At 68.8% G+C, this 20,031-nt stretch carries 16 protein-coding genes; 6 read left to right on the top strand and 10 right to left on the bottom strand.

Annotated elements, in window-relative coordinates; genetic code table 11:
• Window positions 1-154: 154 nt before the first annotated feature.
• Window positions 155-985 carry an ATP-grasp domain-containing protein gene (locus ACLQ2O_RS17640; protein ID WP_425832526.1) on the top strand — a complete coding sequence of 277 codons (831 nt, stop codon included), beginning with the start codon at window positions 155-157 and terminating at the stop codon, window positions 983-985.
• On the opposite strand, the gene ACLQ2O_RS17635 is transcribed toward ACLQ2O_RS17640, so the two are convergent.
• Both ACLQ2O_RS17635 and ACLQ2O_RS17630 read right to left on the bottom strand, forming a co-directional pair.
• Entirely contained in the window at window positions 957-1,688 is a 732-nt protein-coding gene (locus ACLQ2O_RS17635; protein ID WP_425832524.1) for a class I SAM-dependent methyltransferase, read from the bottom strand. The genes ACLQ2O_RS17640 and ACLQ2O_RS17635 overlap by 29 nt on opposite strands.
• Before the next feature lie 41 nt (window positions 1,689-1,729).
• On the bottom strand, window positions 1,730-3,157 hold the full coding sequence (locus tag ACLQ2O_RS17630) for an MFS transporter (protein ID WP_425832522.1): 1,428 nt from the start codon (window positions 3,155-3,157) through the stop codon (window positions 1,730-1,732).
• A 118-nt stretch (window positions 3,158-3,275) separates the two neighbouring features.
• Between ACLQ2O_RS17630 and ACLQ2O_RS17625 the strand changes: the two genes are divergently transcribed.
• Complete coding sequence (locus ACLQ2O_RS17625) at window positions 3,276-3,794, top strand: MarR family winged helix-turn-helix transcriptional regulator (protein ID WP_425832520.1); 519 nt, start codon at window positions 3,276-3,278, stop codon at window positions 3,792-3,794.
• Window positions 3,754-6,258 carry a DEAD/DEAH box helicase gene (locus ACLQ2O_RS17620; protein ID WP_425832518.1) on the top strand — a complete coding sequence of 835 codons (2,505 nt, stop codon included), beginning with the start codon at window positions 3,754-3,756 and terminating at the stop codon, window positions 6,256-6,258. Before ACLQ2O_RS17625 ends, ACLQ2O_RS17620 begins: the two co-directional genes overlap by 41 nt.
• Here ACLQ2O_RS17620 and ACLQ2O_RS17615 read toward each other — a convergent pair.
• Window positions 6,255-6,893, bottom strand: a complete 639-nt coding sequence (locus ACLQ2O_RS17615) for a TetR/AcrR family transcriptional regulator (RefSeq protein ID WP_425832516.1) — start codon at window positions 6,891-6,893, stop codon at window positions 6,255-6,257. The genes ACLQ2O_RS17620 and ACLQ2O_RS17615 overlap by 4 nt on opposite strands.
• A gap of 111 nt (window positions 6,894-7,004) precedes the next feature.
• Between ACLQ2O_RS17615 and ACLQ2O_RS17610 the strand changes: the two genes are divergently transcribed.
• Window positions 7,005-7,610, top strand: a complete 606-nt coding sequence (locus ACLQ2O_RS17610; protein ID WP_425832514.1) for an SRPBCC family protein — start codon at window positions 7,005-7,007, stop codon at window positions 7,608-7,610.
• A gap of 42 nt (window positions 7,611-7,652) precedes the next feature.
• Here the strand turns inward: ACLQ2O_RS17610 and ACLQ2O_RS17605 are convergent, their stop codons facing one another.
• Window positions 7,653-8,831: a trans-2-enoyl-CoA reductase family protein gene (locus ACLQ2O_RS17605; protein WP_425832512.1), complete on the bottom strand. Its 1,179-nt coding sequence runs from the start codon at window positions 8,829-8,831 to the stop codon at window positions 7,653-7,655.
• Between the two features lie 88 nt (window positions 8,832-8,919).
• The gene (gene murA, locus ACLQ2O_RS17600) at window positions 8,920-10,206 is read right to left on the bottom strand and encodes a UDP-N-acetylglucosamine 1-carboxyvinyltransferase (protein WP_425832510.1); all 1,287 of its coding nucleotides are present in this window, start codon (window positions 10,204-10,206) and stop codon (window positions 8,920-8,922) included.
• Window positions 10,207-10,256: 50 nt separating this feature from the next.
• Between murA and ACLQ2O_RS17595 the strand changes: the two genes are divergently transcribed.
• Complete coding sequence (locus ACLQ2O_RS17595; protein WP_425832508.1) at window positions 10,257-10,844, top strand: cob(I)yrinic acid a,c-diamide adenosyltransferase; 588 nt, start codon at window positions 10,257-10,259, stop codon at window positions 10,842-10,844.
• Between the two features lie 151 nt (window positions 10,845-10,995).
• Here the strand turns inward: ACLQ2O_RS17595 and ACLQ2O_RS17590 are convergent, their stop codons facing one another.
• The 4 genes from ACLQ2O_RS17590 to ACLQ2O_RS17575 form a co-directional block, all read right to left on the bottom strand.
• Window positions 10,996-11,370: a hypothetical protein gene (locus tag ACLQ2O_RS17590; protein ID WP_425832506.1), complete on the bottom strand. Its 375-nt coding sequence runs from the start codon at window positions 11,368-11,370 to the stop codon at window positions 10,996-10,998.
• A gap of 5 nt (window positions 11,371-11,375) precedes the next feature.
• Window positions 11,376-16,115, bottom strand: coding sequence for a DUF6531 domain-containing protein (locus ACLQ2O_RS17585; protein WP_425832505.1), 4,740 nt, complete (start codon window positions 16,113-16,115; stop codon window positions 11,376-11,378).
• 8 nt (window positions 16,116-16,123) lie between these two features.
• Window positions 16,124-16,504, bottom strand: coding sequence for a hypothetical protein (locus ACLQ2O_RS17580; RefSeq protein ID WP_425832503.1), 381 nt, complete (start codon window positions 16,502-16,504; stop codon window positions 16,124-16,126).
• Window positions 16,505-16,652: 148 nt separating this feature from the next.
• The gene (locus tag ACLQ2O_RS17575) at window positions 16,653-17,492 is read right to left on the bottom strand and encodes an AraC family transcriptional regulator (RefSeq protein WP_425832501.1); all 840 of its coding nucleotides are present in this window, start codon (window positions 17,490-17,492) and stop codon (window positions 16,653-16,655) included.
• Between the two features lie 69 nt (window positions 17,493-17,561).
• On the opposite strand from ACLQ2O_RS17575, the gene ACLQ2O_RS17570 reads away from it, so the two are divergent.
• Window positions 17,562-18,305 carry a phytanoyl-CoA dioxygenase family protein gene (locus tag ACLQ2O_RS17570; protein WP_425832499.1) on the top strand — a complete coding sequence of 248 codons (744 nt, stop codon included), beginning with the start codon at window positions 17,562-17,564 and terminating at the stop codon, window positions 18,303-18,305.
• On the opposite strand, the gene sppA is transcribed toward ACLQ2O_RS17570, so the two are convergent.
• Window positions 18,286-19,947, bottom strand: coding sequence for a signal peptide peptidase SppA (sppA, locus tag ACLQ2O_RS17565; protein ID WP_425832497.1), 1,662 nt, complete (start codon window positions 19,945-19,947; stop codon window positions 18,286-18,288). The two genes, ACLQ2O_RS17570 and sppA, sit on opposite strands and share 20 nt — an antisense overlap.
• Window positions 19,948-20,031: the final 84 nt, after the last annotated feature.

Raw genomic sequence — 20,031 nt, 5'->3', positions numbered from 1 at the left:
GATCGATGCCGCGGGCAACAAGCTGGAGCAGACCGTGCAGCGGGCCTACGCGCCGTACTGAAGGCCCCTGGCGGTCCGGAGTCGAGGGGCCCCGGACCGCCGGGCGCGCGGAAAGAAGAGGCGAAGTCCGCCCGGGTTCGGGAGAATGCGTTGCATGCTGCTGGTACCCGGGGACCCGCTGAATCCGCGGCGCGACGATCCGCACTTCGCCGCGCAGGCGGCGGCCGCGCGCGCTCTGGGAATCGCAGTGGCGAGAGTCGATCATGATGCCCTGGTCAGAGGTGACGCGGTTCTCCGCTTGCCTGCTGCCGAGGACGCCGTCTACCGCGGATGGATGCTATCGGCCGATCAGTACGACTCCATGGCCAGTGGTCTCGAAGCCTGCGGTGTTCAGCTGCGGACGGCACCTGACGAGTACAAGGCAGCGCACGAGCTGCCCGGCTGGTACGAGGGCCTGCGCACCGTCACCCCGGAGTCCGTGTGGACCGAGGGCGACGACCTGATCGAGCTGCTGAAGGCGACGCGTGCCCTCGGCGGCGGCGCCGGCGTCCTGCGGGACTACGTGAAGTCGATGAAGCACTACTGGCCCGGGGCCTGCTACCTGCCCGACCTCACCGACGAGGCCGCGGTCGAGCGGATCGGCGCGCGCTTCCTGGAGTTGCGCGACGACGCGTTCACCGGCGGTTTCGTCGTACGGCGGTACGAGCAGTTCACCGGCTCCGAGGCCCGCACCTGGTGGGTCGGTGGCCGCTGCGTCCTGACGACGCCGCACCCGGACACTCCCGACGACCTTCCCACCGGCCTCGACCTGATCGAGATCGAGCCGCTGGTCGCCGAGCTGGCCCTCCCGTTCGTCACCGTCGACGTCATCCGGCGTACGGACGGCGCCTGGCGGGTCGTCGAGCTGGGCGACGGTCAGGTCAGCGACTGGCCCGCGACCGCGGACCCGGCCGACCTCATCTCCGCGCTGTTCCCACAGCTCTGACGACGATCAGCCGCGACTCCGCCGTGAGCGGCTCGCCGTGCCACCCGCCGCTCAGAGCGATCTCCTCGAAGCCCGTCGCCGCCAGGTCGGCCGCGAGCTCCTCGGCCTCCCGGAAGTACAGGACGCTGGTGTAGACCTCCTGGCGCCCGTCCTCGAACACGTTGTACGCGTCGAACGTCACCCGGCCCTGATCGACCGAGGTGACCTCCATCCACTCCCGCAGCGGCCCGAACGCTGTCTCCCGCTCGGTCACCCCGGTGGTCCAGTGCTCCCACGCCCGCCGGGCGGGGTTGCGGGTCTCGAAGCTGATCATCCCGCCCGGGCGCAGCACCGCGGTCAGCCGGTTCAGCGTCGCGCGCAGGTCCTCGACGTGCATGATCGCGTTCCCGCTGCTGATCACGAGGTCCGCCGTCGCGTCGCCGGGCAGCGCCGTGGCGTCGCCGTCGATCCAGGTGACCGCGTCGGCGCCCGGTTGCCGCCGGGCGAACCCGAGCATCGTCGGACTCGGGTCGACGCCGACCACCTGGCGGCCCGGGGTGGCCAGCGCCCGCGTCAGCAGACCGGTGCCGCACCCGAGGTCGATGATCGTCGTCGCCCCGACCTGGTCGGCGAGCGACCGGTAGTACGCATGGTCGTCGCGGGGTTCGTTGTCGGCGTCGTACAGCTCGACGAGCTGCTCGTCACCGTAGGGATCGTCCGGCATGCGCTGCACCGTACGAGGCCCGATTGCCTCCTGCAACGGGTTTAGCTCTCGGTCAAGGAGATCTTCGGGATCGTCAGGGCGACGATCCCACTGACGACGAGCCCGCACGCGACGGCCAGCGTGCCCGCGGTGACCGCGGCCCGAGGACCACCCGAGTCCAGCGCGGCGAAGTAGATCGCGCCGATCCCGGCCACGCCGAGCGCGCCGCCGAACTGCTGGCCGGTGTTGAAGACCCCCGAGCCGGCCCCGGCCAGCTCGGCCGGGACTCCGGCCAGGAACAAGGTCGCCAGGGTCGGTACGACGAGGTTCATGCTGAGGCCCATCACGAACAACCCGGGCACCAACGTCCAGGCACCGACCGGCCCGTCCGCCGCCCGGGCCGCCAGCAGGACGACCAGCGCACCCGCACCCGCCAGCGAGCACCCGACCAGGATGAGCGTTCGGCCGAAGCGGACCAGCAGGCGCCCGGTGAACGGCGACATGGCCACACCACCCACCGCGAACGCAGCCATCAGGACGCCGGCGTCCAACGGCGAGTACTCCTGACTCCCCTGCAGCCACAGGGTGAGGATCAGCAGGAACCCGGAGAAGCTCGCGAAGATCAGCAGCAGGACCGTCAGCCCGCGGGAGACCACCGGAACCCTGAACAGATCGAGCGGGAGCAGCGCGCCGGCGGGGTTCTTCCGGTGCTCGACAAGAGCCAGGCCGGCGAGCGCCACGATGCCGGCGACCAGGCAGAACCAGATCCACACCGGCCAGCCGTAGGTCCGGCCGTCCAGGAGCGGGAAGACGATCGCGACCAGACCCACCGTCAGGAAGGCGGTGGCGAGCCACTTCGGCCGGAGACCACCGACCACCCTGCTCTCGGGCACCAGCCACGCTCCGGCCGCCAGCAGTACGACGGCCATCGGCACGGTCACCAGGAAGATGGCCCGCCAGCCCAGCCCGGCGATGTCCGCGGTCACCACCACGCCACCGAGCAGCAGGCCGCCCGCCTGGGAGACACCGCCCATGATGCCGAAGATCCCGAACACGGCGGCCCGCTCCCGGCCCTGGAACAACGTGTAGAGAATGCTCATCACCTGCGGCGCGAGCGCGGCGGCGGCCAGCCCCTGAGCGGCCCGGGCGATGATCAGCACCTCCACGCTCCCGGCCAGCCCGGACCACACCCCGGTGATCGCGAACACCGCGATCCCGGCCAGGAAGACCCGCTTGCGGCCGGCCAGGTCCCCGAGCCGGGCGAAGGTGATCAGCGCGGCCGCGAACGCGAGCAGGTACGCGGCCGAGATCCACTCCAGCTGGGCCGGCGTCGCGCCGAGATCATGCTGGATCGCCGGCAGGCCGACGTTCACGATCGTGACGTTCACCAGGTCGAGCATGAAGGCCAGGATCAGTACGGCCATCGCGATCCAGCGACGGGGGTACGGCGCCTGGCCGGTGGCGGGTGGGACTGAGGTCTCTGCGGTCACTGCCGTACTCCCGAGGGTCGCGCCGTAAACTGACAGGTGAGCGACAAGGTCGCCGTGACGAGTATGTCGTTGGGACGACACACTCGTTCGGGCGACAGACTAGTGAAGGGATCCGCCGATGACAAGCGAGCCGTCTCCGCTGTGCCGCACGCTCCTGGCCGCCACCGTCCGCCACGCCGCCGCGGCCGCCCGGTTCGACCACGAGGTCGGCGTACAGGCAGGGCTGCCGCTCAGCACGTACGAGGCGAGCTTCGTCAACCTGCTGCGGTTGCACGGTCCGCTCAGCCCGGGCGAGCTCGGCAAGCTGACCGGGCTCAGCTCGTCCGGCACCATCACCGGCGTGATCGACCGGCTGGAGCGCGCCGGGTACGTCGTCCGGGAGCGCTGCATCGAGGACCGCCGCCGCGTCACCATCTCGCTCAACACCGAGTGGCTCGACCAGGAGAACAACCCGCGCCTGCGGGCGCTCGGGGCCCTGATGGAGAGCTACACGGCGGCCGAGCTGGAGACGATCGCGGACTTCGTCACCAAGCTGGCCGACATCGAGGCCGGCATCCTCGACGGGACGACCGCAACGATGCGGGACAATGGAACCGATGACGCTGACCGAGAACCTGCCGGACTCCACCGAACCTGACGCCCTGTACGACGCCTTCGCCACCTGGGTGGGCGCGCAGGGCATCACGCTGTACCCCGCGCAGGAGGAAGCGCTGATCGAGGTGATGACCGGGTCGAACGTGATCCTGTCCACCCCGACCGGGTCCGGGAAGAGCCTGGTCGCGACCGGCTCGCACTTCGCCGCCCTGGCGCACGGCAAGCGCAGCTTCTACACCGCGCCGATCAAGGCGCTGGTCTCGGAGAAGTTCTTCGCGCTCTGCGACGTCTTCGGCGCCGACAAGGTCGGCATGCTGACCGGCGACGCCTCGGTCAACCCCGGCGCCCCGATCATCTGCTGCACCGCCGAGGTGCTGGCCAACGTCGCGCTGCGCGAGGGCTCGGCCGCCGACGTCGGCCAGGTCGTGATGGACGAGTTCCACTTCTACTCCGAGCCCGACCGCGGCTGGGCCTGGCAGGTCCCGCTGCTCGAGCTGCCGAACGCCCAGTTCATCCTGATGTCGGCGACGCTCGGCGACGTCGAGCGGTTCAAGGTCGACCTCAGCCGTCGTACGAGCCGGCCGACCGCCATCGTCTCCTCGGCCGAGCGCCCGGTCCCGCTGGTCTACAAGTACGTCACCACTCCCCTGCACGAGACGCTCCAGGAGCTGCTGGTCACGCACCAGTCGCCGGTGTACGTCGTGCACTTCACCCAGGCCTCGGCGCTGGAACGCGCACAGGCGCTGACCAGCATCAACGTCTGCACGAAGGAGGAGAAGGACAAGATCAAGGAGCTGATCGGGCACTTCCGGTTCAGCTCCGGCTTCGGCAAGACGCTGCAGCGCCTCGTCATGCACGGCATCGGCGTGCACCACGCGGGCATGCTGCCGAAGTACCGGCGGCTGGTCGAGCAGCTCGCCCAGGCCGGGCTGCTGAAGGTGATCTGCGGGACCGACACCCTCGGCGTCGGCATCAACGTGCCCATTCGCACCGTCGTACTGACGGCTCTGAGCAAGTACGACGGCCGCCGGCAGCGCATCCTCAAGGCCCGCGAGTTCCACCAGATCGCCGGCCGCGCGGGCCGGGCGGGGTACGACACCTCCGGCACCGTCGTCGTCGAGGCACCCGACCACGTGATCGAGAACGTCCGGGCGATGTCGAAGGCCGGTGACGACCCGAAGAAGCAGCGCCGGGTGCAGAAGAAGAAGCCGCCGGAGGGTTTCGTCACCTGGGGCGAGGACACCTTCGACCGGCTGGTCGCGGCCGAGCCCGAGCCGCTGCAGTCGAAGATGCGGGTCAGCCACGCGATGCTGCTGAACGTGATCGCCCGCGACGGCGACGCGTTCGCGAGCATGCGGCACCTGCTGCAGGACAACCACGAGGACGCCCGGGCGCAGGTCCGGCTGATCCGGCGCGCGATCCAGATCTACCGCACGCTGCTCACCGCCGGCGTCGTCGAGCGGCTGGACGAGCCCGACGAGTTCGGCCGGTCGCTGCGGCTGACGGTCGACCTGCAGAAGGACTTCTCGCTGAACCAGCCGCTGTCGACGTTCGCGCTGGCGGCGCTGGACCTGCTCGATCCCGAGGATCCCCTGTACGCGCTGGACGTCGTGTCGGTGGTCGAGGCGACGCTGGAGGACCCGCGCGCGGTGCTGATGGCGCAGCTGCACCACGCCAAGGGCGAGGCCGTGCAGTCGATGAAGGCCGACGGCATCGAGTACGAGGAGCGGATGGAGCTGCTCGACGAGATCAGCTGGCCGAAACCGCTCGAAGAGTTGCTCGAGGCAACTTTGGACATCTACCGGCAGACCCACCCGTGGATCGCCGAGGCCGGACTGTCGCCGAAGTCGGTGGTCCGGGACATGTTCGAGCGGGCGATGACGTTCGGCGAGTTCGTCCAGTACTACGGGCTCGCGCGCTCCGAGGGCATCATGCTGCGCTACCTCAGCGACGCGTACAAGGCGCTGCGCCAGACCGTGCCGACGGACAAGGCGAACGAGGACCTCACCGACCTGATCGAGTGGCTCGGCGAGGTCGTCCGGCAGACCGACTCCAGCCTGCTCGACGAGTGGGAGGAGCTGACCAACCCGACGACGTCAGAGATCGTGGCCGCGCCGGTCCCGCTCGGCCCGCGCCGGATCACCTTGAACACCAGGGCTTTCCGCGTCCTGGTCCGCAACGCGATGTTCCGCCGCGTCGAGCTCGTCGCCCTGCACCGCTGGGCCGAGCTCGGCCAGCTCGACACCGAGTCCGGCTGGGACGCGGGCCGCTGGGCAGAGGCCGGTACGACGTACTACGCCGAGCACGAGGTCATCGGCACGGGCCCGGCCGCGCGGGGGCCAGCGTTGTTCATGGTCGAGGAGCACCCGGGCTACTGGGAGGTCCAGCAGATCATCGACGACCCCGAGGGCAACCACGACTGGCGCATCTCGGCGACCGTCGACCTGGGCGCCTCCGACGAAGCCGGCGAGCTCGTCCTCGAAATGGTGTCGTTCAAGCCGCTCTAGGGCCGCAGCAGGTTGTCGACCTCGGCGGCGAACAGCAGGGCGGGGTCGAGCTTCATGCCGGTGAAGTGGCCGGCGAGCTCGAGGGACAGTACGCCGTGCATGCGGGTCCAGAAGGACAGCGCCCGGTGCAGGACCGGGGTTGGCGCGGGATGGTCGCCGATCCAGTCGCGGTGGGTCTCGAGATGGCGGTCGAACGCTGTCTCGGGCCCGGTCGGTAGTGCGCCGGAGGCGTCGAGCAGCGTCGTCATGATCTCGTTCGCGATCTCGGTGACGTCGTCCGGCGCGTGGTAGCCGGGGACCGGCGTGCCGTACATGAGGAAGTACCGCTGGGGGTCGGCGATCGCCCACTCCCGGACGGCGAGCGCCAGACCGGCGAGGTCGGCTCCGCCGTCGTACGCCGTCCGCAGGGTGTCGGCGAGGCTGCGGTACGCGTCGCGGATCAGCTCGGTGATCAGGTCGTCGCGTCCGGCGTAGTACCGGTAGAGGGCCGGTCCGCTCATGCCCATCAGCTTGGCGATCGCGTTGAGCGACAGCGCGGACGGGCCGGCGGTGGCGATCTGCTCGCGGGCGCGTTGCTTGATCTCGTCGCGGACCTGCGTGCGGTAGCGCTCGCGCGGGCTGCTGGTCTCCGGCATCGACCCTCCTTCGTTCTGGTGAGAACCTATCACGAACCCTATTGACCTTCACTCCTTTTGGTTATACCTTCTAACCAGAACGAGATGCCATAACAAACCGAGGAGCAACCGATGATCCGCACCGCCCTGATCGCCCTTCCGCTCGCCGTCGCCGGTCTGCTCGGCGCCACCGCCGTACCGGCGCAGGCGGCAACGCCGCAGCCCGCCCCGCTCACCTGCCAGGGCCAGGGCGTCGATCCGGCCGCGAAGATCCGCTACCGGACCGAGGCCGTCATCGAGGCGCCACTGAGCACGATCTGGAAGCTCCAGACCAAGGTCGAGCGCTGGTCGGCCTGGCAGGCTCCCGTCACCAGCATCCGGCGGCTCGACCACCGCCCGCTCCGGAAGGGTTCGCAGTTCCGCTGGACCACGCCGGCACCGGCGACGCCCAGCACTCCGGCGACGACGCTGAGCATCACGTCGACCGTCCAGCAACTCCGGCACCAGTCCTGCCTGCGCTGGACCGGACCGGCCGTCGGCGAGGGACTGCGGATCGACAACGGCACCCACGTCTGGAACTTCACCAAGGTCCGCGACGGCGTCCTCGTCCGCACCGAGGAGACCTGGACCGGCGCCCAGGTCGAGGCCGACCCGGCCCTGGCCACCCAGATGCTCGGCTACGGCCTCGAAGCCTGGCTCGCCGACCTCAAGAAGGCCGCGGAGAGCCGCGGCTGCTGAACCGCCCGGGCCCGGCCTGGGTCTACCGCCTGGGTCTACGGCCTAGGCCTGGGGCCACTCCACGTCGACCTCGGTCTCGGCGTCGTAGTCGACGCCGTCCACGTCGAAGCCGTACAACCGGCGGACCTCGGCGAAGAACCAGGCCGCGTCGGCGACGGTCGCGATGTTGTCCTGGGTGACGGCGTCCCACTGCTCCTTCACCGCGGCCTGCACGGCCGGGTCGAGCTCCCAGCGGTCGAGGCGCAGACGACCCTCGTCGTCCAGGTCGGGCGTGGTCTCGCCGGTCAGCTGGTCCCACAGCGCGATCGACTGCTGCATCGGGGTCTGCATCTTCTCGCCGAGCACCTTGTGCAGCAGGCTGACGTACAGGCCAATGCCGGGAATGGCCGAGCTCGCCTGCGTGACGGCCGCGCCGTTGACCGAGGTGAAGGCGCGCACGCCGTCGCGCCCGGACAGCGTCTTGGCCGTCTCCTCCAGGTGCGCCTTGGCCGCACCGATCGAGCCCTGCCGGTAGATCGGCCCGGTCAGCTCGCTGCCGATGTAGGTCAGCGCGACCGTGCTGAACCCGTCGTTCAGCAGCTTGCGCTCGGCCAGCGCGTCGACCCAGCGGGTCCAGTCCTCGCCGCCCATCACCTGGACGGTCTCGGCGATCTCCTCGTCGGTCGCGACGTCGAGGCTCGCCTCGGTCAGCAACGGTTCGCCGTCCTCGAACGCGATGCTCTTGGTCGTGTACGGCGCACCGATCGTCTTCAGCGCCGACTGGTACGTCGTACCGGTGCGCGGGTCGACGCGGCGCGGCGCGGCGACGCTGTAGATCAGGTAGTCGACCGCGCCGAACTCCTTGGCGACCAGGTCCAGCACCTCGTCCTTGGTGGTGTCCGCGAACGCGTCGGCGTTGAGGAAGTGGAACTTCCGGCCGACGCTGTCCGCGTACGCGGCGGTCGCCGCCGTGCGGTACCAGCCGGCAGTGGCCGTACGCCGGGCCGGCCCCTTCTCGAAGCTCACGCCGACGCCGTCGACGCCGTACCGCGCGAGCCCGGCGATCGTCGCCGCGAGTCCGTAGCCGGAGCTCGAGCCGATCACCAGGGCTGTCGGGTTCTTGCTCGGCGTCCGGGCCTCGACCTGCGCGGTGAGGTCCCGCACCAGCTGCTCACAACCCGCAGGGTGCGAGTCGAGGAACAGGAACCCACGGCCCACAGGCTTGATCACGCGCTCAGTCATGCGCACGACCCTAACCTGCCCCGGCAGCTACCCGCCGGTCACCGGCAGCTCGTCCGGCGAAGCCGCTTCGGGGGCGCGGGCTCCTCTTTCAGTTCCAGTACAGCTCTGCGTCGTCCGGCTCCACGGTGACGTCCGCACCCAGCCTGCGCAGGTTCCCCGCGAAGTCCGTGTAGCCACGGTGCACGTGGTGCGCTGCCGAGACCAACGTCTCACCCTCAGCCGCCAGACCCGCGATCACCAGCGCGGCACCCGCGCGGATGTCACTCGCGACGACCGGCGCACCCGACAGCCTCGGCACGCCACGGATCACCGCGTGGTGCCCGTCGGTCTGCACCTGCGCGCCGAGCCGCGTCAGCTCCTGCGCGAACGTGAACCGGCCCTCGAACAGGTTCTCCGTCACCATCGCGGAGCCCTCGCTGACCGCGTTCATCGCGATGCAGAACGCCTGCAGGTCGGTCGGGAACCCCGGGTACGGCAGCGTGACGACGTCGACCGACCTCGGCCGGTCGTTCATCTGGATCCGGAAGCCCTGCTCGAGCACGCTGATCTCCGCGCCCGCCTTGTGCAGCTTGTCCAGCGGCAGCTCGAGGTGCTCCGCGTGCCCGTTGGTGATCGTCACGTCGCCCTTGGTGATAGCAGCCGCGAACGCCCAGCTCCCGGTGACGATGCGGTCCGGTACGACGACGTGGTCGACCGGCTGCAGCAGCCCGTCCACGCCGTTGATCTCGATCCGCGGCGACCCGGCGCCGTCGATCTGCGCGCCCATCTCGACCAGCATCGCGGCGATGTCCTGGATCTCCGGCTCACGCGCCGCGTTCTCGATCACGGTCGTGCCCTTGGCCAGGACGGCGGCCATCATGATCGTCTCGGTCGCGCCGACGCTCGGGAAGTCCAGCCAGACCTCCGCGCCGTGCAGGCCCTGCGGCGCCTCGGCGATCACGAACCCGTGCTCGATGTGCACCTTCGCGCCCATCGACTCCAGGCCGGCCACGTGCATGTTCAGCCCGCGGGATCCGATGTTGTCGCCGCCCGGCAGCGCGACCTCGGCCTGACCGCACCGGCCGAGCAGCGGGCCGAGCACCGAGATCGAGGCGCGCAGCTTGCGCACCAGCTCGTAGTCGCACTGGTGCCCGATCTCACCGGGCACCGCGATCGTCGCCGTACCGGCGTCGCCGTCGACCTTGACCGAGCAGCCGAGCGTGTCCAGCAGTTGGGCCATGAAGGTGACGTCGAGGATGCCCGGCACCTGCCGCAGCGTCGTCGTCCCCTCGGCCAGCAGCGCCGCCGCCATCAGCTTCAGCACACTGTTCTTCGCGCCTGCCACCTCGACCGAGCCGTCGAGCCTTGCCTCACCCGAGATCCGAAACCGTTCCACCCGCCGACTGTAGCGTCCTCGTGTTCCGGCCTTGCGTAGAGTGCCTGGACATGGCTGTGAACTTGACGCGGATCTACACCAGGACCGGGGACGCCGGCGAGACCCGCCTGGGCGACATGAGTACGACGACCAAGACCGACCCGCGGCTCGCGGCGTACGGCGAGGTGGACGAGGCGAACTCCACGATCGGTGTCGCGATCGCCGCCGGCCACCTCAACTCGGCGATCGTCGTCCTGCTGACCAGGATCCAGAACGACCTCTTCGACGTGGGCGCCGACCTGTGCAACCCGATCCAGCCGGACCCCGAGTACCCGCCGCTGCGCATCACCCAGGACTACGTCGACCGCCTCGAGTCCTGGTGCGACGACTACAACAGCCGCCTCACCAAGCTGCGCTCGTTCATCCTCCCCGGGGGCACCCCCGGCGCGGCCTACCTCAACGTCGCCCGCACCGTGGTCCGCCGCGCGGAACGCGCCGGCTGGTCGGCCGTGGAAGCCCACGGCCCGTCGGTCAACCTGCTGGCCCTCACGTACCTCAACCGCCTGTCGGACCTCCTCTTCATCCTCGGCCGCGTCGCCAACCTCTCGTCCGGCGGCGACGTCCTCTGGGTCCCCGGCGGAGACCGCGAGAACCAGTAATCACTGCATAGCCCGGCCGTCCACTCAGCGGCCGGGCTACTCGATCCAGGTGTCGATCCGCAGGATCACCCCCAACTGTCCCGCCGCCGACGCCTCGCCTGCGACCTAGAACCGGGCCGGACCCAATGTCGCCGGAAGCCTCCCGGAGCGCTTAGAGCCGGATGGCCTCGGGATCGATCTGATCGGCGGACCACAGCACACCATCGCCGTCCAGGACCCAAAGCGGTGACTTGATCTCAAGAGCCAAGCGTCCAGCCCACGAAGCCAGGAGATCGGCCCAGCGACACTCGACCCAGCACGCAGACGCGGTCCGCGGATCCGGTGGATCGACACCTCCGCGCACCGCGACCGGCGGCTCGTGCAGATCCCGCTCGAAAGTGGCATCCAGCTGGCCGTACACCGTGAGCATTCGCCCGTCGTCGTCCTGGATCTGCACCACGTCGCCCGACCCGGCCACCGCCCCGGCTTCCAGCAGGGCATCCTCGATGTGCGCGTAGAGAGCCGATGTCCGGGAAACGAAGAACACGCCCCTCATCCCAACTCCCGAATGACTTTCAGCAGCTCCTCAGGCGTACGCGCGATGGCGATGCCCTGCCGTGCCGCGTTCAGCCATGCGCCGGCCGGAATGTCCGGCGCATAGCCTATCGCGATTCTTCCGGTGGAGGAGCGGGTGGCCTGCAACTGCCCCGTCAAACCCCGAGCGTTGCCGCTCTTGACCTGCACGACGAGCTTGCCCAGGTCGATGTCGACTTCGCGGCTCAGTCCGTTGGACATCTTCACATTGCTGTTCACTCCGAGGATTCGGCCTGGGAGATTCTTTTCGATCAGGTTAGCTGCATCGGCGACATGGCTGTCGGCCGAGCTGAACAGTCTCGCGACTGTTCCAGCCTTGGCGCCGGCCCTACACGCCGCGATCCCGATGCCCGCTGGTACCGGCGTGAAAAACTCTCCGACCCGGGTGCTGGTCTCGGTCCCGTCGACACCGACTGTTTGGCTGGTCAGGGCGTAGAACAGGTCGGACTGGTCGAGCCCGAACTGCGAGGCCAGCATGTTCAGTTGCTGGTTGCCTGGCGCCAACTCGGCTATGCCGACTCCTCCGCCGAGCATTCCGACGCCGAAATTCTTGTAGGTCTCGCCCTTGCCGAGCGCTCCAATGAAGTTGTCCAGGAACTTCGGGGACAGGCCGCTGGGGTCGGTGTAGAAGGTGGGGCGCTGGTCGGCGTACACGTAAGACGACACGTACGGGTCGGTGATCGCCGGCTGGAGCGGGTCCGGGGCGGTGAACATGCCCCAGAGGTTGTAGTCGCGGGCTCGGAGGTGGTACTCGCCGGTGGTGGATTCGAGGTGGGCGCCGGTGTAGGCGAACTCGGGGACCTCGGCGACGGTTTGGAGCTTCGTCGCCTCCGTGCGGACGCCGAAGGGCTCGTAGGCATAGCGCCAGCGGGCACCGCCGTTGCCGTCGGTCACGTCGACGACCGAACCCATCGCGTCGTGCATCATGATCGAGCTCGCGTAGGACTGGCCGGGGTGTTCCACGGACATCGGCATGCCGTCCGGTGTGTAGCGGTAGCGCCAGTAGCTGTTGTCGGGTTGCGTGATGATGTTGAGCATCGGCAGCTCGTTGTTGACGTCCCACGACATCCGCTTGGTGCCGGCCGTGGTGGTCGCCGTACGGCGAAGGTCGAGCGCGTCGTACGTGAACGTGGTGCCGCTCATCTTCGTCAGGCGGCCGAGGACGTCCCACTCGCGGGAGTCCTGGAGCAGACCGTCCGCGTTGTAGGTGAGGTTGGTGACGCCGCCCGACTGGTTCGTGCGGGTGAGCATCTGATCGGCAGCGTCGTACGTGCTGGTGATCGTGCCGGGGCCGGAGGTGCCTACGCGAGTCTCGGACAACCTGTTGCCCACCTCGTCGTACGCGTAGGTGATCTTCTTGGTCGCCGCAGCGCAGGTCGTGGCCTCGAGACAGTAGTTGGCCAGCCTGTTCACCTGGTCGTACTGCAAGGCCTCGTTGTAGACCGTCGTCCCGCGCGTCCGCTTGATGACCGCCGGGTTGCGCGCCGCATCGCGAACGTAGTCGTACCGGCTCAGCGGCGTCGAGACACCAGCCTTCTGGTTGATCACCGCCGAGATGTCACCGGTACGGTCGTAGCTCCGGGTTTCGGAGTAGCCGCTCGCCGTCGGGTAGGTGACCTTGGTCAGGTTGTCGTCCGCGTCGTACGCGAAGTTGGTGGTCTGGGCCAAGGCGGTCATCGACGAGATCCGGCCGTCGGCGTCGAACGCGTAGTCGGCCTGGCCTCCACCCGGGTAGAGCCGCGACTTCACGGCTCCGAAATCCGTGTAGGTGTACACGTAGTTGCCTTGCGGCTGGGTGACACCCGTCAGCTGGTTCAGGCCGTTCCAGGTCTGGGTCGTGGTCCCGGTTGCGTCCTTGTACGACGTCAGGCGATCGTCGTTGTCGTAGGTGAAGGTCGAGCTGGACGCCGCGGACGCCGTGGTGATCGCGGTGCGCAGTCCACGACCGTTGTAGGACTGCTTGATGGTCCACGCGGCGAGATCACCCGACGCGTAGCCTCGAGCCTTGACGATCTCGACGACATTCCCGTCCTCGTCGTAGCCGTAGGTCTGTTTCCGGTCCAGCGGATCGATGGTCGACACCAGGTCACCTCGGGCGTTGTACCCGTACTTCGTCACCGCGTCCTTGGCGTTCTTGCGCTCCACCAGATCGCCGTACGCGTCGTAGGTGTACGACGTCGCCGCGCTCGCCGCCGACGTCACGGTCGTCAGTCGCTGCAGCCCGTCGTACCCGTACGACGTCGTGAATCCGCGAGGGTTGCGCTCGGTCAGCCGGTTGTTGCGGCCGTCGAAGGTGCTGGTCGTGATCCGGCCGAGCTGGTCCTTCACGGTCGTCTGGTTACCGGCCGCGTCGTAGGTGAAGGTGGTGGTGTAGTCGGTCGGCGTACTGCCGGATACGTGGCCCCGGGGACTGACCTGAGTGAGCTGCCGCCCATCGCCGTCGTAGGTCCAGCGGGTCGCGGACCCACCGCTCGGCGACGTTGTACTGAGTCGCGCGCCGTCCGGGTCGTAGGTGTACCGCGTTGCCTGCAGTCCGGGTTGCGCTTCGGTGAGCGCACGGTTCGCGCCGTCGTAGGTGTAGGTCGTGACCTTGCCCGCATCGTCGACGGATGTCAGAACGTTCCCGTTGCCGTCGTACGTGTGGTCGGTCGTGTTGCCGAGCGGCGTCCTCTTGCGAGTGACCCGGTTGAGCACGTCGTAGGTGAACTGGGTGTACCCACCGTTCGGCGCAGGCTGGTACTCGTACTCCCGGTTGCCGTTGGCGTCGTACCGGTACTCCCACTTGTACAACGACTCGGTCGCACCCGCGACGTTGCCCCGCGGCGTCGTCGTCGCCGTCAGTCGCCCGACCCGGTCGTACTTGAACGTGGTCTTGGCGCCGGTGGCGTCGGTGGACGAGTCCTTGTTGCCGGCCGCGTCGTAGGTGAGGGTCTCGACGATCCGGTCCCGGTTCTTGGTCTGCAGCGGGCGGTTCTCCGCGTCGTAGCTGTAGGTCTCGTTCTTGAGGACTGTGCCGCCCGCATTCGTGACCTGCAGCGTGGTGAGGTTCCCGACGGCGTCGTAGGTGTTGCTCGCGACTGTTCCATCAGGTGCCGTGGTGCTTGCGACCTTGTCACCCGGTTCGTAGGTGAGCTTCGTGGTGAACGGTTCGGCCTGGGCGCCACCGGCGCTCCCGCGCGGGTCCGTTCTCGCCAGAAGCCGTCCGCTGCCGTCGTACGTCATCGTGGTGGTAAGCCCAGCCGGCGACGCCTCGGAGGTCAGGTTACCGTCAGCGTCGTACCCGTTCGTCCAGACGTACCCACGCCCGGTGCTCCTCGTCTTCAGCTGACCGGTTGCCGTGTAGGTGAAGTTCTTCGTCCCCTGGTCAGGGGCGACCAGTTTCGTGAGCCGGTTAGCGGTGTCGTACGTGTTCGTCGTGACCTTGCCGCGGCCATCGGTGTAGGTGAGCATGTTGTCGGCCGCGTCGTACGTCCACTTCTCGACCGTCGACACAGGCGCCGGAGCCGTCCGGGTCAGCATGTTGCCGCGGGCGTCGTACGTCATTGTCGTGGTGTTGCCGCGCGGGTCCGTCGTCGACGTCATGTTGAGCTTGGCGTCGTACCCGTACGAGGTGTGACCGCCTTGCGCGTCGGACGTGCCCACCAGGACGTTGCCGAGGTAGTGGTCCGTCCACTGCCCACCATCAGGACGGATCGTGGTGGTCCCCAGCAACGGGTCGTAGACGTACTGGGTGACCTTTCCCCGCGGATCGGTCTGCTTGACGACTCGCCCTTCCGCGTCGTACTCGTTGACGACGCTGTGCCCGAGCGGATCGGTCACGTTGTTGAGGCGGCCGCCTGCGTCGTAGGCGTACGTCGTGTTCCCGCCCCGCACGTCGCGGACGCCGGTGAGCAGGCCTGCCGTGTAGGTGTACTGAACGAATCGCCCGTCGGGGAGTTCGACCTTCTGCAGCCGGCCTTCGGAGTCGTGCGTGAACCGAACAACACGACCGGCCGCGTCTGTGACCGTCGACAGCGATCCACCGGAGTGGGCGAGTTGAAGGCCGGCTCCGGAGTTGTCGAGCAGAGCCTCGAGCTGCCCCGTGGAGGTGAAACGTGCGACGCTGTGGTTCGGCTGGCGGACCTCGAACCTCCCATCGGCGAACTTGACCAGATCGGCCTCGACGCCGGTTCCCTTCGTGTAGGTGCCATCCGTCGCGCGGGTGTACCCAGCCTGTTGTCCGTCGATTCCGACGTACACGACCGACGCCCCACCGCCGGCGATCTCCAGGCGGCCTTCATAGGCGTGGTTCCAGCCCCTCCCGAGCGCGCCGACGTGATCGCTGGCGGAGTTGTAGCTGCGGAGCAGGACGAACGCCGTCCCTGATCCGGCCAGCTGGAGATCCGTGACCGACTTCGTCTCGTTTCCAGTGGCGGTGTTCACGGGGTATCCGCGGGACACCGTCGGGTTCTTCGAGCAGAGGTCGCAACCCGACCCCAGGATGGCCAGGTCGGAAACCTTCGTGGTCACCGGTACGACGTACATCGGATCGGCACTCGCGTAGGCGCCGCAGCCGTCGCGCAAGATGAACCGCACGTTGTTGTCACCGGGCTCCAGAACGCCGGACAGGTGCAACGGTCCGGCCGGCGTGACCCAGCCGATGCAACCATCGCTGAAGTCGAGGGTCTTGCTGACGGTGGAGCCGTCCGCATGGGTCACCTCGACCGTCAGGACGTCGTCGACCGAACCGCGCCATAGCCTGTCGCGGCTCGGGAGATCGCCAGGGTCTCCGTCGCGTTCTGGTTGATCGTCAGCGTCTTGTCGAGGATCACCTCGCCGCGGACGACACCCCGCTCCGGGATGGCGGGGGTGACCTGGACCGCCGCCTGCCGATTCCCCGCGACGCCCGCGAAGCGGTAGTCGTAGCTCGTCCCCTTGCCGGTCGGGATTGCTTCGGGGATCTTGCTCGAGGACTGCGGAGTCGAAGGGCGCGAGCTCGGGCTCGGAGTCGGCTGATCGCGGCCGACGCCTACCGCTGGAACCGCGAGGCCGGACAAAAGCAGGCTGATCCCGCTGAGCAGCAGGACGGAACGACGTACGAACGACATGTGATCCCCCACACGACACGGACGGCTGTCCCCAAAAGTCTGTGGGCGGAACCTCACCTCTGCGTATGGCTGGGAAGTGTCAAAAGCTGCAATTCCGAGCGCGTTCGACAGGGCGACAGGAACACATCGTGTGTGGTTCCTGTCTGGTTCAGTCCGTGCTTACCTGGCTGGCGCGGTACTGGCTTGGTGTCAAACCCATCAGCGTGCGGAAGCGGCGGGCGAAGTACGTCGGGTCGGGCCAACCTACGGCGGCGCCTACTCGGGAGGCGGGGAGGGCCGATTCGGTGAGGAGGAGGGCGGCTTGTTCGGCTCTCAGGCGGGCCAGGTAGGCGAGGGGGCTGAGGCCGGTGGCTTGTTTGAAGAGGCGGCTGAGGTAGGCGGGGTTGAGGTTGGTGAGGGCGGCCAACGCTTCGAGGGTCCAGGGGTGGGACAGGGATGACTCGAAGTGGGTGATGGTGGTGGTGACGGCCGGGTGGACAGCTGGGGTCGCGGGCGCTGAGGGGCGGCCGTCGGCGAGGGTGGCAAGGACGGTGACCAGGCGGGCCAGAGCGAGGCCGGGGCTCACCGGCGTGGTCAGCTGCGTGATCTCGGCGATGGCGGCGTCCGCGGCTTCGGTGGTGACCTGGATGGTGGCTACGCCGTGATGAGTGATGGTCGGGGTGGTCCAGAGCAGGTCGCGGAAGAGCGGGATCTGTTGCAGGGCTGAGAGTTCGGTACGGAGGCCTCGGGGTGAGATGCAGCAGTTGGCCACCGTCAGGTCCTGGCAACGGGTGAAGGCGTGCCAAGGGCCGGGGCGAAGGATCAGCACCTGGCCGTGCCGGACGGCGTCCGAGCCTTGGCTGGTCTGGTGGAAACCCGCGCCTCGGCCGATGACGGCGAGCTCGAGGAAGTCGTGCGCGTGCGGAGCGACGCCCGACGTCAGCACGTGAACACCGCCCCAAACCGGCCCGCCCTGGAACAGGCTGGCCTCGTGCAACGTTTCGCGCATGTCAGGATCGTACGACGGTCGGTCGGGATCGGTCTGGTCTCCCGGCCCAGGAAACGCGACCGTAGAGGCATGACAGACATCGTTGCGGAGTACCGTACGAACGGATTTGTCCGAGTCCCCGGGGTGCTCACCCCCGACGAGGTCGAGCGCTACCGAACCCGCGCCACCGGCTACCTCGAGGAGCACCGCGCCGACCGTCTCCAGCAGGACGCGATCTTCAGCCAGCTCGTCAACGTCTGGCGCCACGACGACGTGCTGAAGGAGCTCACCCTCCACCCGAAGATCGCCGCCACCGCCGAGCGGCTCGCCGGGTTCCCGCTCAGGATCTGGCACGACCAGATGCTGGTGAAGGAGCCGAACAGCAACGCCGCCACGCACTTCCACCAGGACCGGCCGTACTGGCCGCACGCCAGCGACCGGCTCCCGCTGTCAGCCTGGATCGCGCTGGTCGACGTACCGCCTGAGCGTGGATGCATGACGTTCCTGCCCGGCACCCAGACCGTCACCGACCTGCAGCCCCAGGACCTCTCCAACGAGGAAGACCTCTTCACCCGAGCGCCGGACCTCCGCTGGGCGCCCCGCGTGACGCTCCCCCTCAAGGCCGGCGACTGCACCTTCCACAGCGGCTTCACCGGCCACATGGCGCTGCCCAACACCACCGCCCAGGCCCGCTTCGCCCACGTCAACATCTACATGGACGCCGCCGCGACCTACACCGGCGCACCCCACCCGGTGACCGACCCGCTGCAGCTCGAGACCGGCGCCGCGTTCGACCACGAGGCCTTTCCCAGGGTCACACCACGGACCAGTTGAGCGGCATCGTCAGTACGCCGTACGGCGGCAGGCCGAGCGCTGTGTAGACCGACGTGGCCAAACCGTCGAGCGTGAGGGGCTGGGCGGTGACGGCCAGGTCCTCCGTCGACGTCGGCGGGCGAAGGCGGTCCACGAACGACCGGTTGGGGACAGCCGCGACGGCGATCTCGTCGCGGTTGAGGCCGGCTCGGTCGCAGGCGAGCTGGAGGGCGTGCTCGAAGCCGCCCAGCTCGTCGACGAGGCCGTGCTCGTGGGCGTCGGCGCCGGTCCAGACGCGGCCGCGGGCCAGGGCCTCCAGCGCGTCCACCGCGAGGCCGCGGTCGTCGGCGGCCTTGGCGACGAAGTCGGTGTAGATGCGGTCGAGGGTCTCCTCCAGCCGCTCCCACTGGGCCGGGGAGAACTCCTCCTGCGCGGAGTACATCCGGGCGTTCTCGCCCTCGGAGACGGCCTGCTGGGTGATGCCGACCCGGCCGAGCGCGTCGCGAACGACGCCCTTGCCGGACAGGACGCCGATCGAGCCGGTGATCGTGCCGGGCTGCGCGACGATCACGTCGGCGGGCATCGCGACGAAGTACCCGCCGGACGCGGCGACGCTGCTCATCGACGCGATCACCGGCTTGCCGGTCGAGCGCAGCCGCAGGACCTCGTGGCGGATCGCGTCGGAGGCGACGTACGAGCCGCCGGGGCTGTCGATCCGCAGGACGACGGCCTTGATCTTCTCGTCGTCGGCCGCGGCGCGCAGCGCGGCCGTGACGGTGTCCGAGCCGGTCCGGGGACCGCCGAGCGGCCCACCTCCGGAGTTGCGGCCGACGGTGATCCCGCCGGTGACCCGGATGACGGCGACGGCCGGCTTCGGCGGCCACGGGAGCTGATCGAGCACGTCGTGCACGGTGCGCGGGCCGCGCCGGTGGTACCGCTCGACGAGCAGCGCGGTCGTTTCGTCGCCGTACCGCTTGTGCAGCTCGTCGTACACGTCGGAGCGGTACCCGAGCCGATCCACCAGCCCGGCCTCACGCCCCGCCTCGGCGCTCAGCGGCGCCTGGTCCACCAGCGCCCGGACCTGCTCGGCGGTCAGCTCCCGCCCCTCCGCGATCCCCGCGACGATCTGCCCGTACGACGACTCGGCCAGCCGCGACGCCATCTCGCGGGCGGGCCCGGTCATCTCCTTCTCGGTGAAGGTGTCGACCGCGGTCTTGTACTCCCGGCGCTTGCCGAACTGCGGGATCACTCCCGCCTTGTCCAGCGCACCCCGGACGAACGTCGCCTGTACGGAGACGCCGGTGATGCCCAACTCCCCCGACGGCTGCACCCACACCTCGTCGAACCCCGACGCCAGGTAGTACGGCACGGTCCCGCCGCCGACCTCGCCGAACGACTCGGTCCACGCGACGGCCCGCTTCCCCGCCGCCCGGAACCCCGCGACAGCGGCCCGCAGCTCCTGCACCTTGGCCAACGACAGCGGCGGTCCACCCACGTGCGCGACCAGCCCGACGACCTGCTCGTCCCGCGCCGCCTTCCGGAGCCCGACCACCAGCTCCCGCACCGTCGGCAGGTGCCGCGCCCTGAACGCTGCCAGCGGCGAACCAGGCGCCGTCTCCAGCACACCCCGAGTCAGATCCAGCTCCAGCAAGATGCCCGTCATACAAAGACCCTAGTCGCCCGACCGAAACGCACCAGGCCGAGCCGTGCCGTGAGTACGGTGAAGGATGCGTCCAGACCAGGAGGA

The organism is Kribbella sp. DT2, from assembly GCF_049844575.1.
In the GTDB taxonomy this organism is placed as follows: Bacteria; Actinomycetota; Actinomycetes; order Propionibacteriales; family Kribbellaceae; genus Kribbella.
This window is presented reverse-complemented; position numbering and strand designations above follow the sequence as displayed.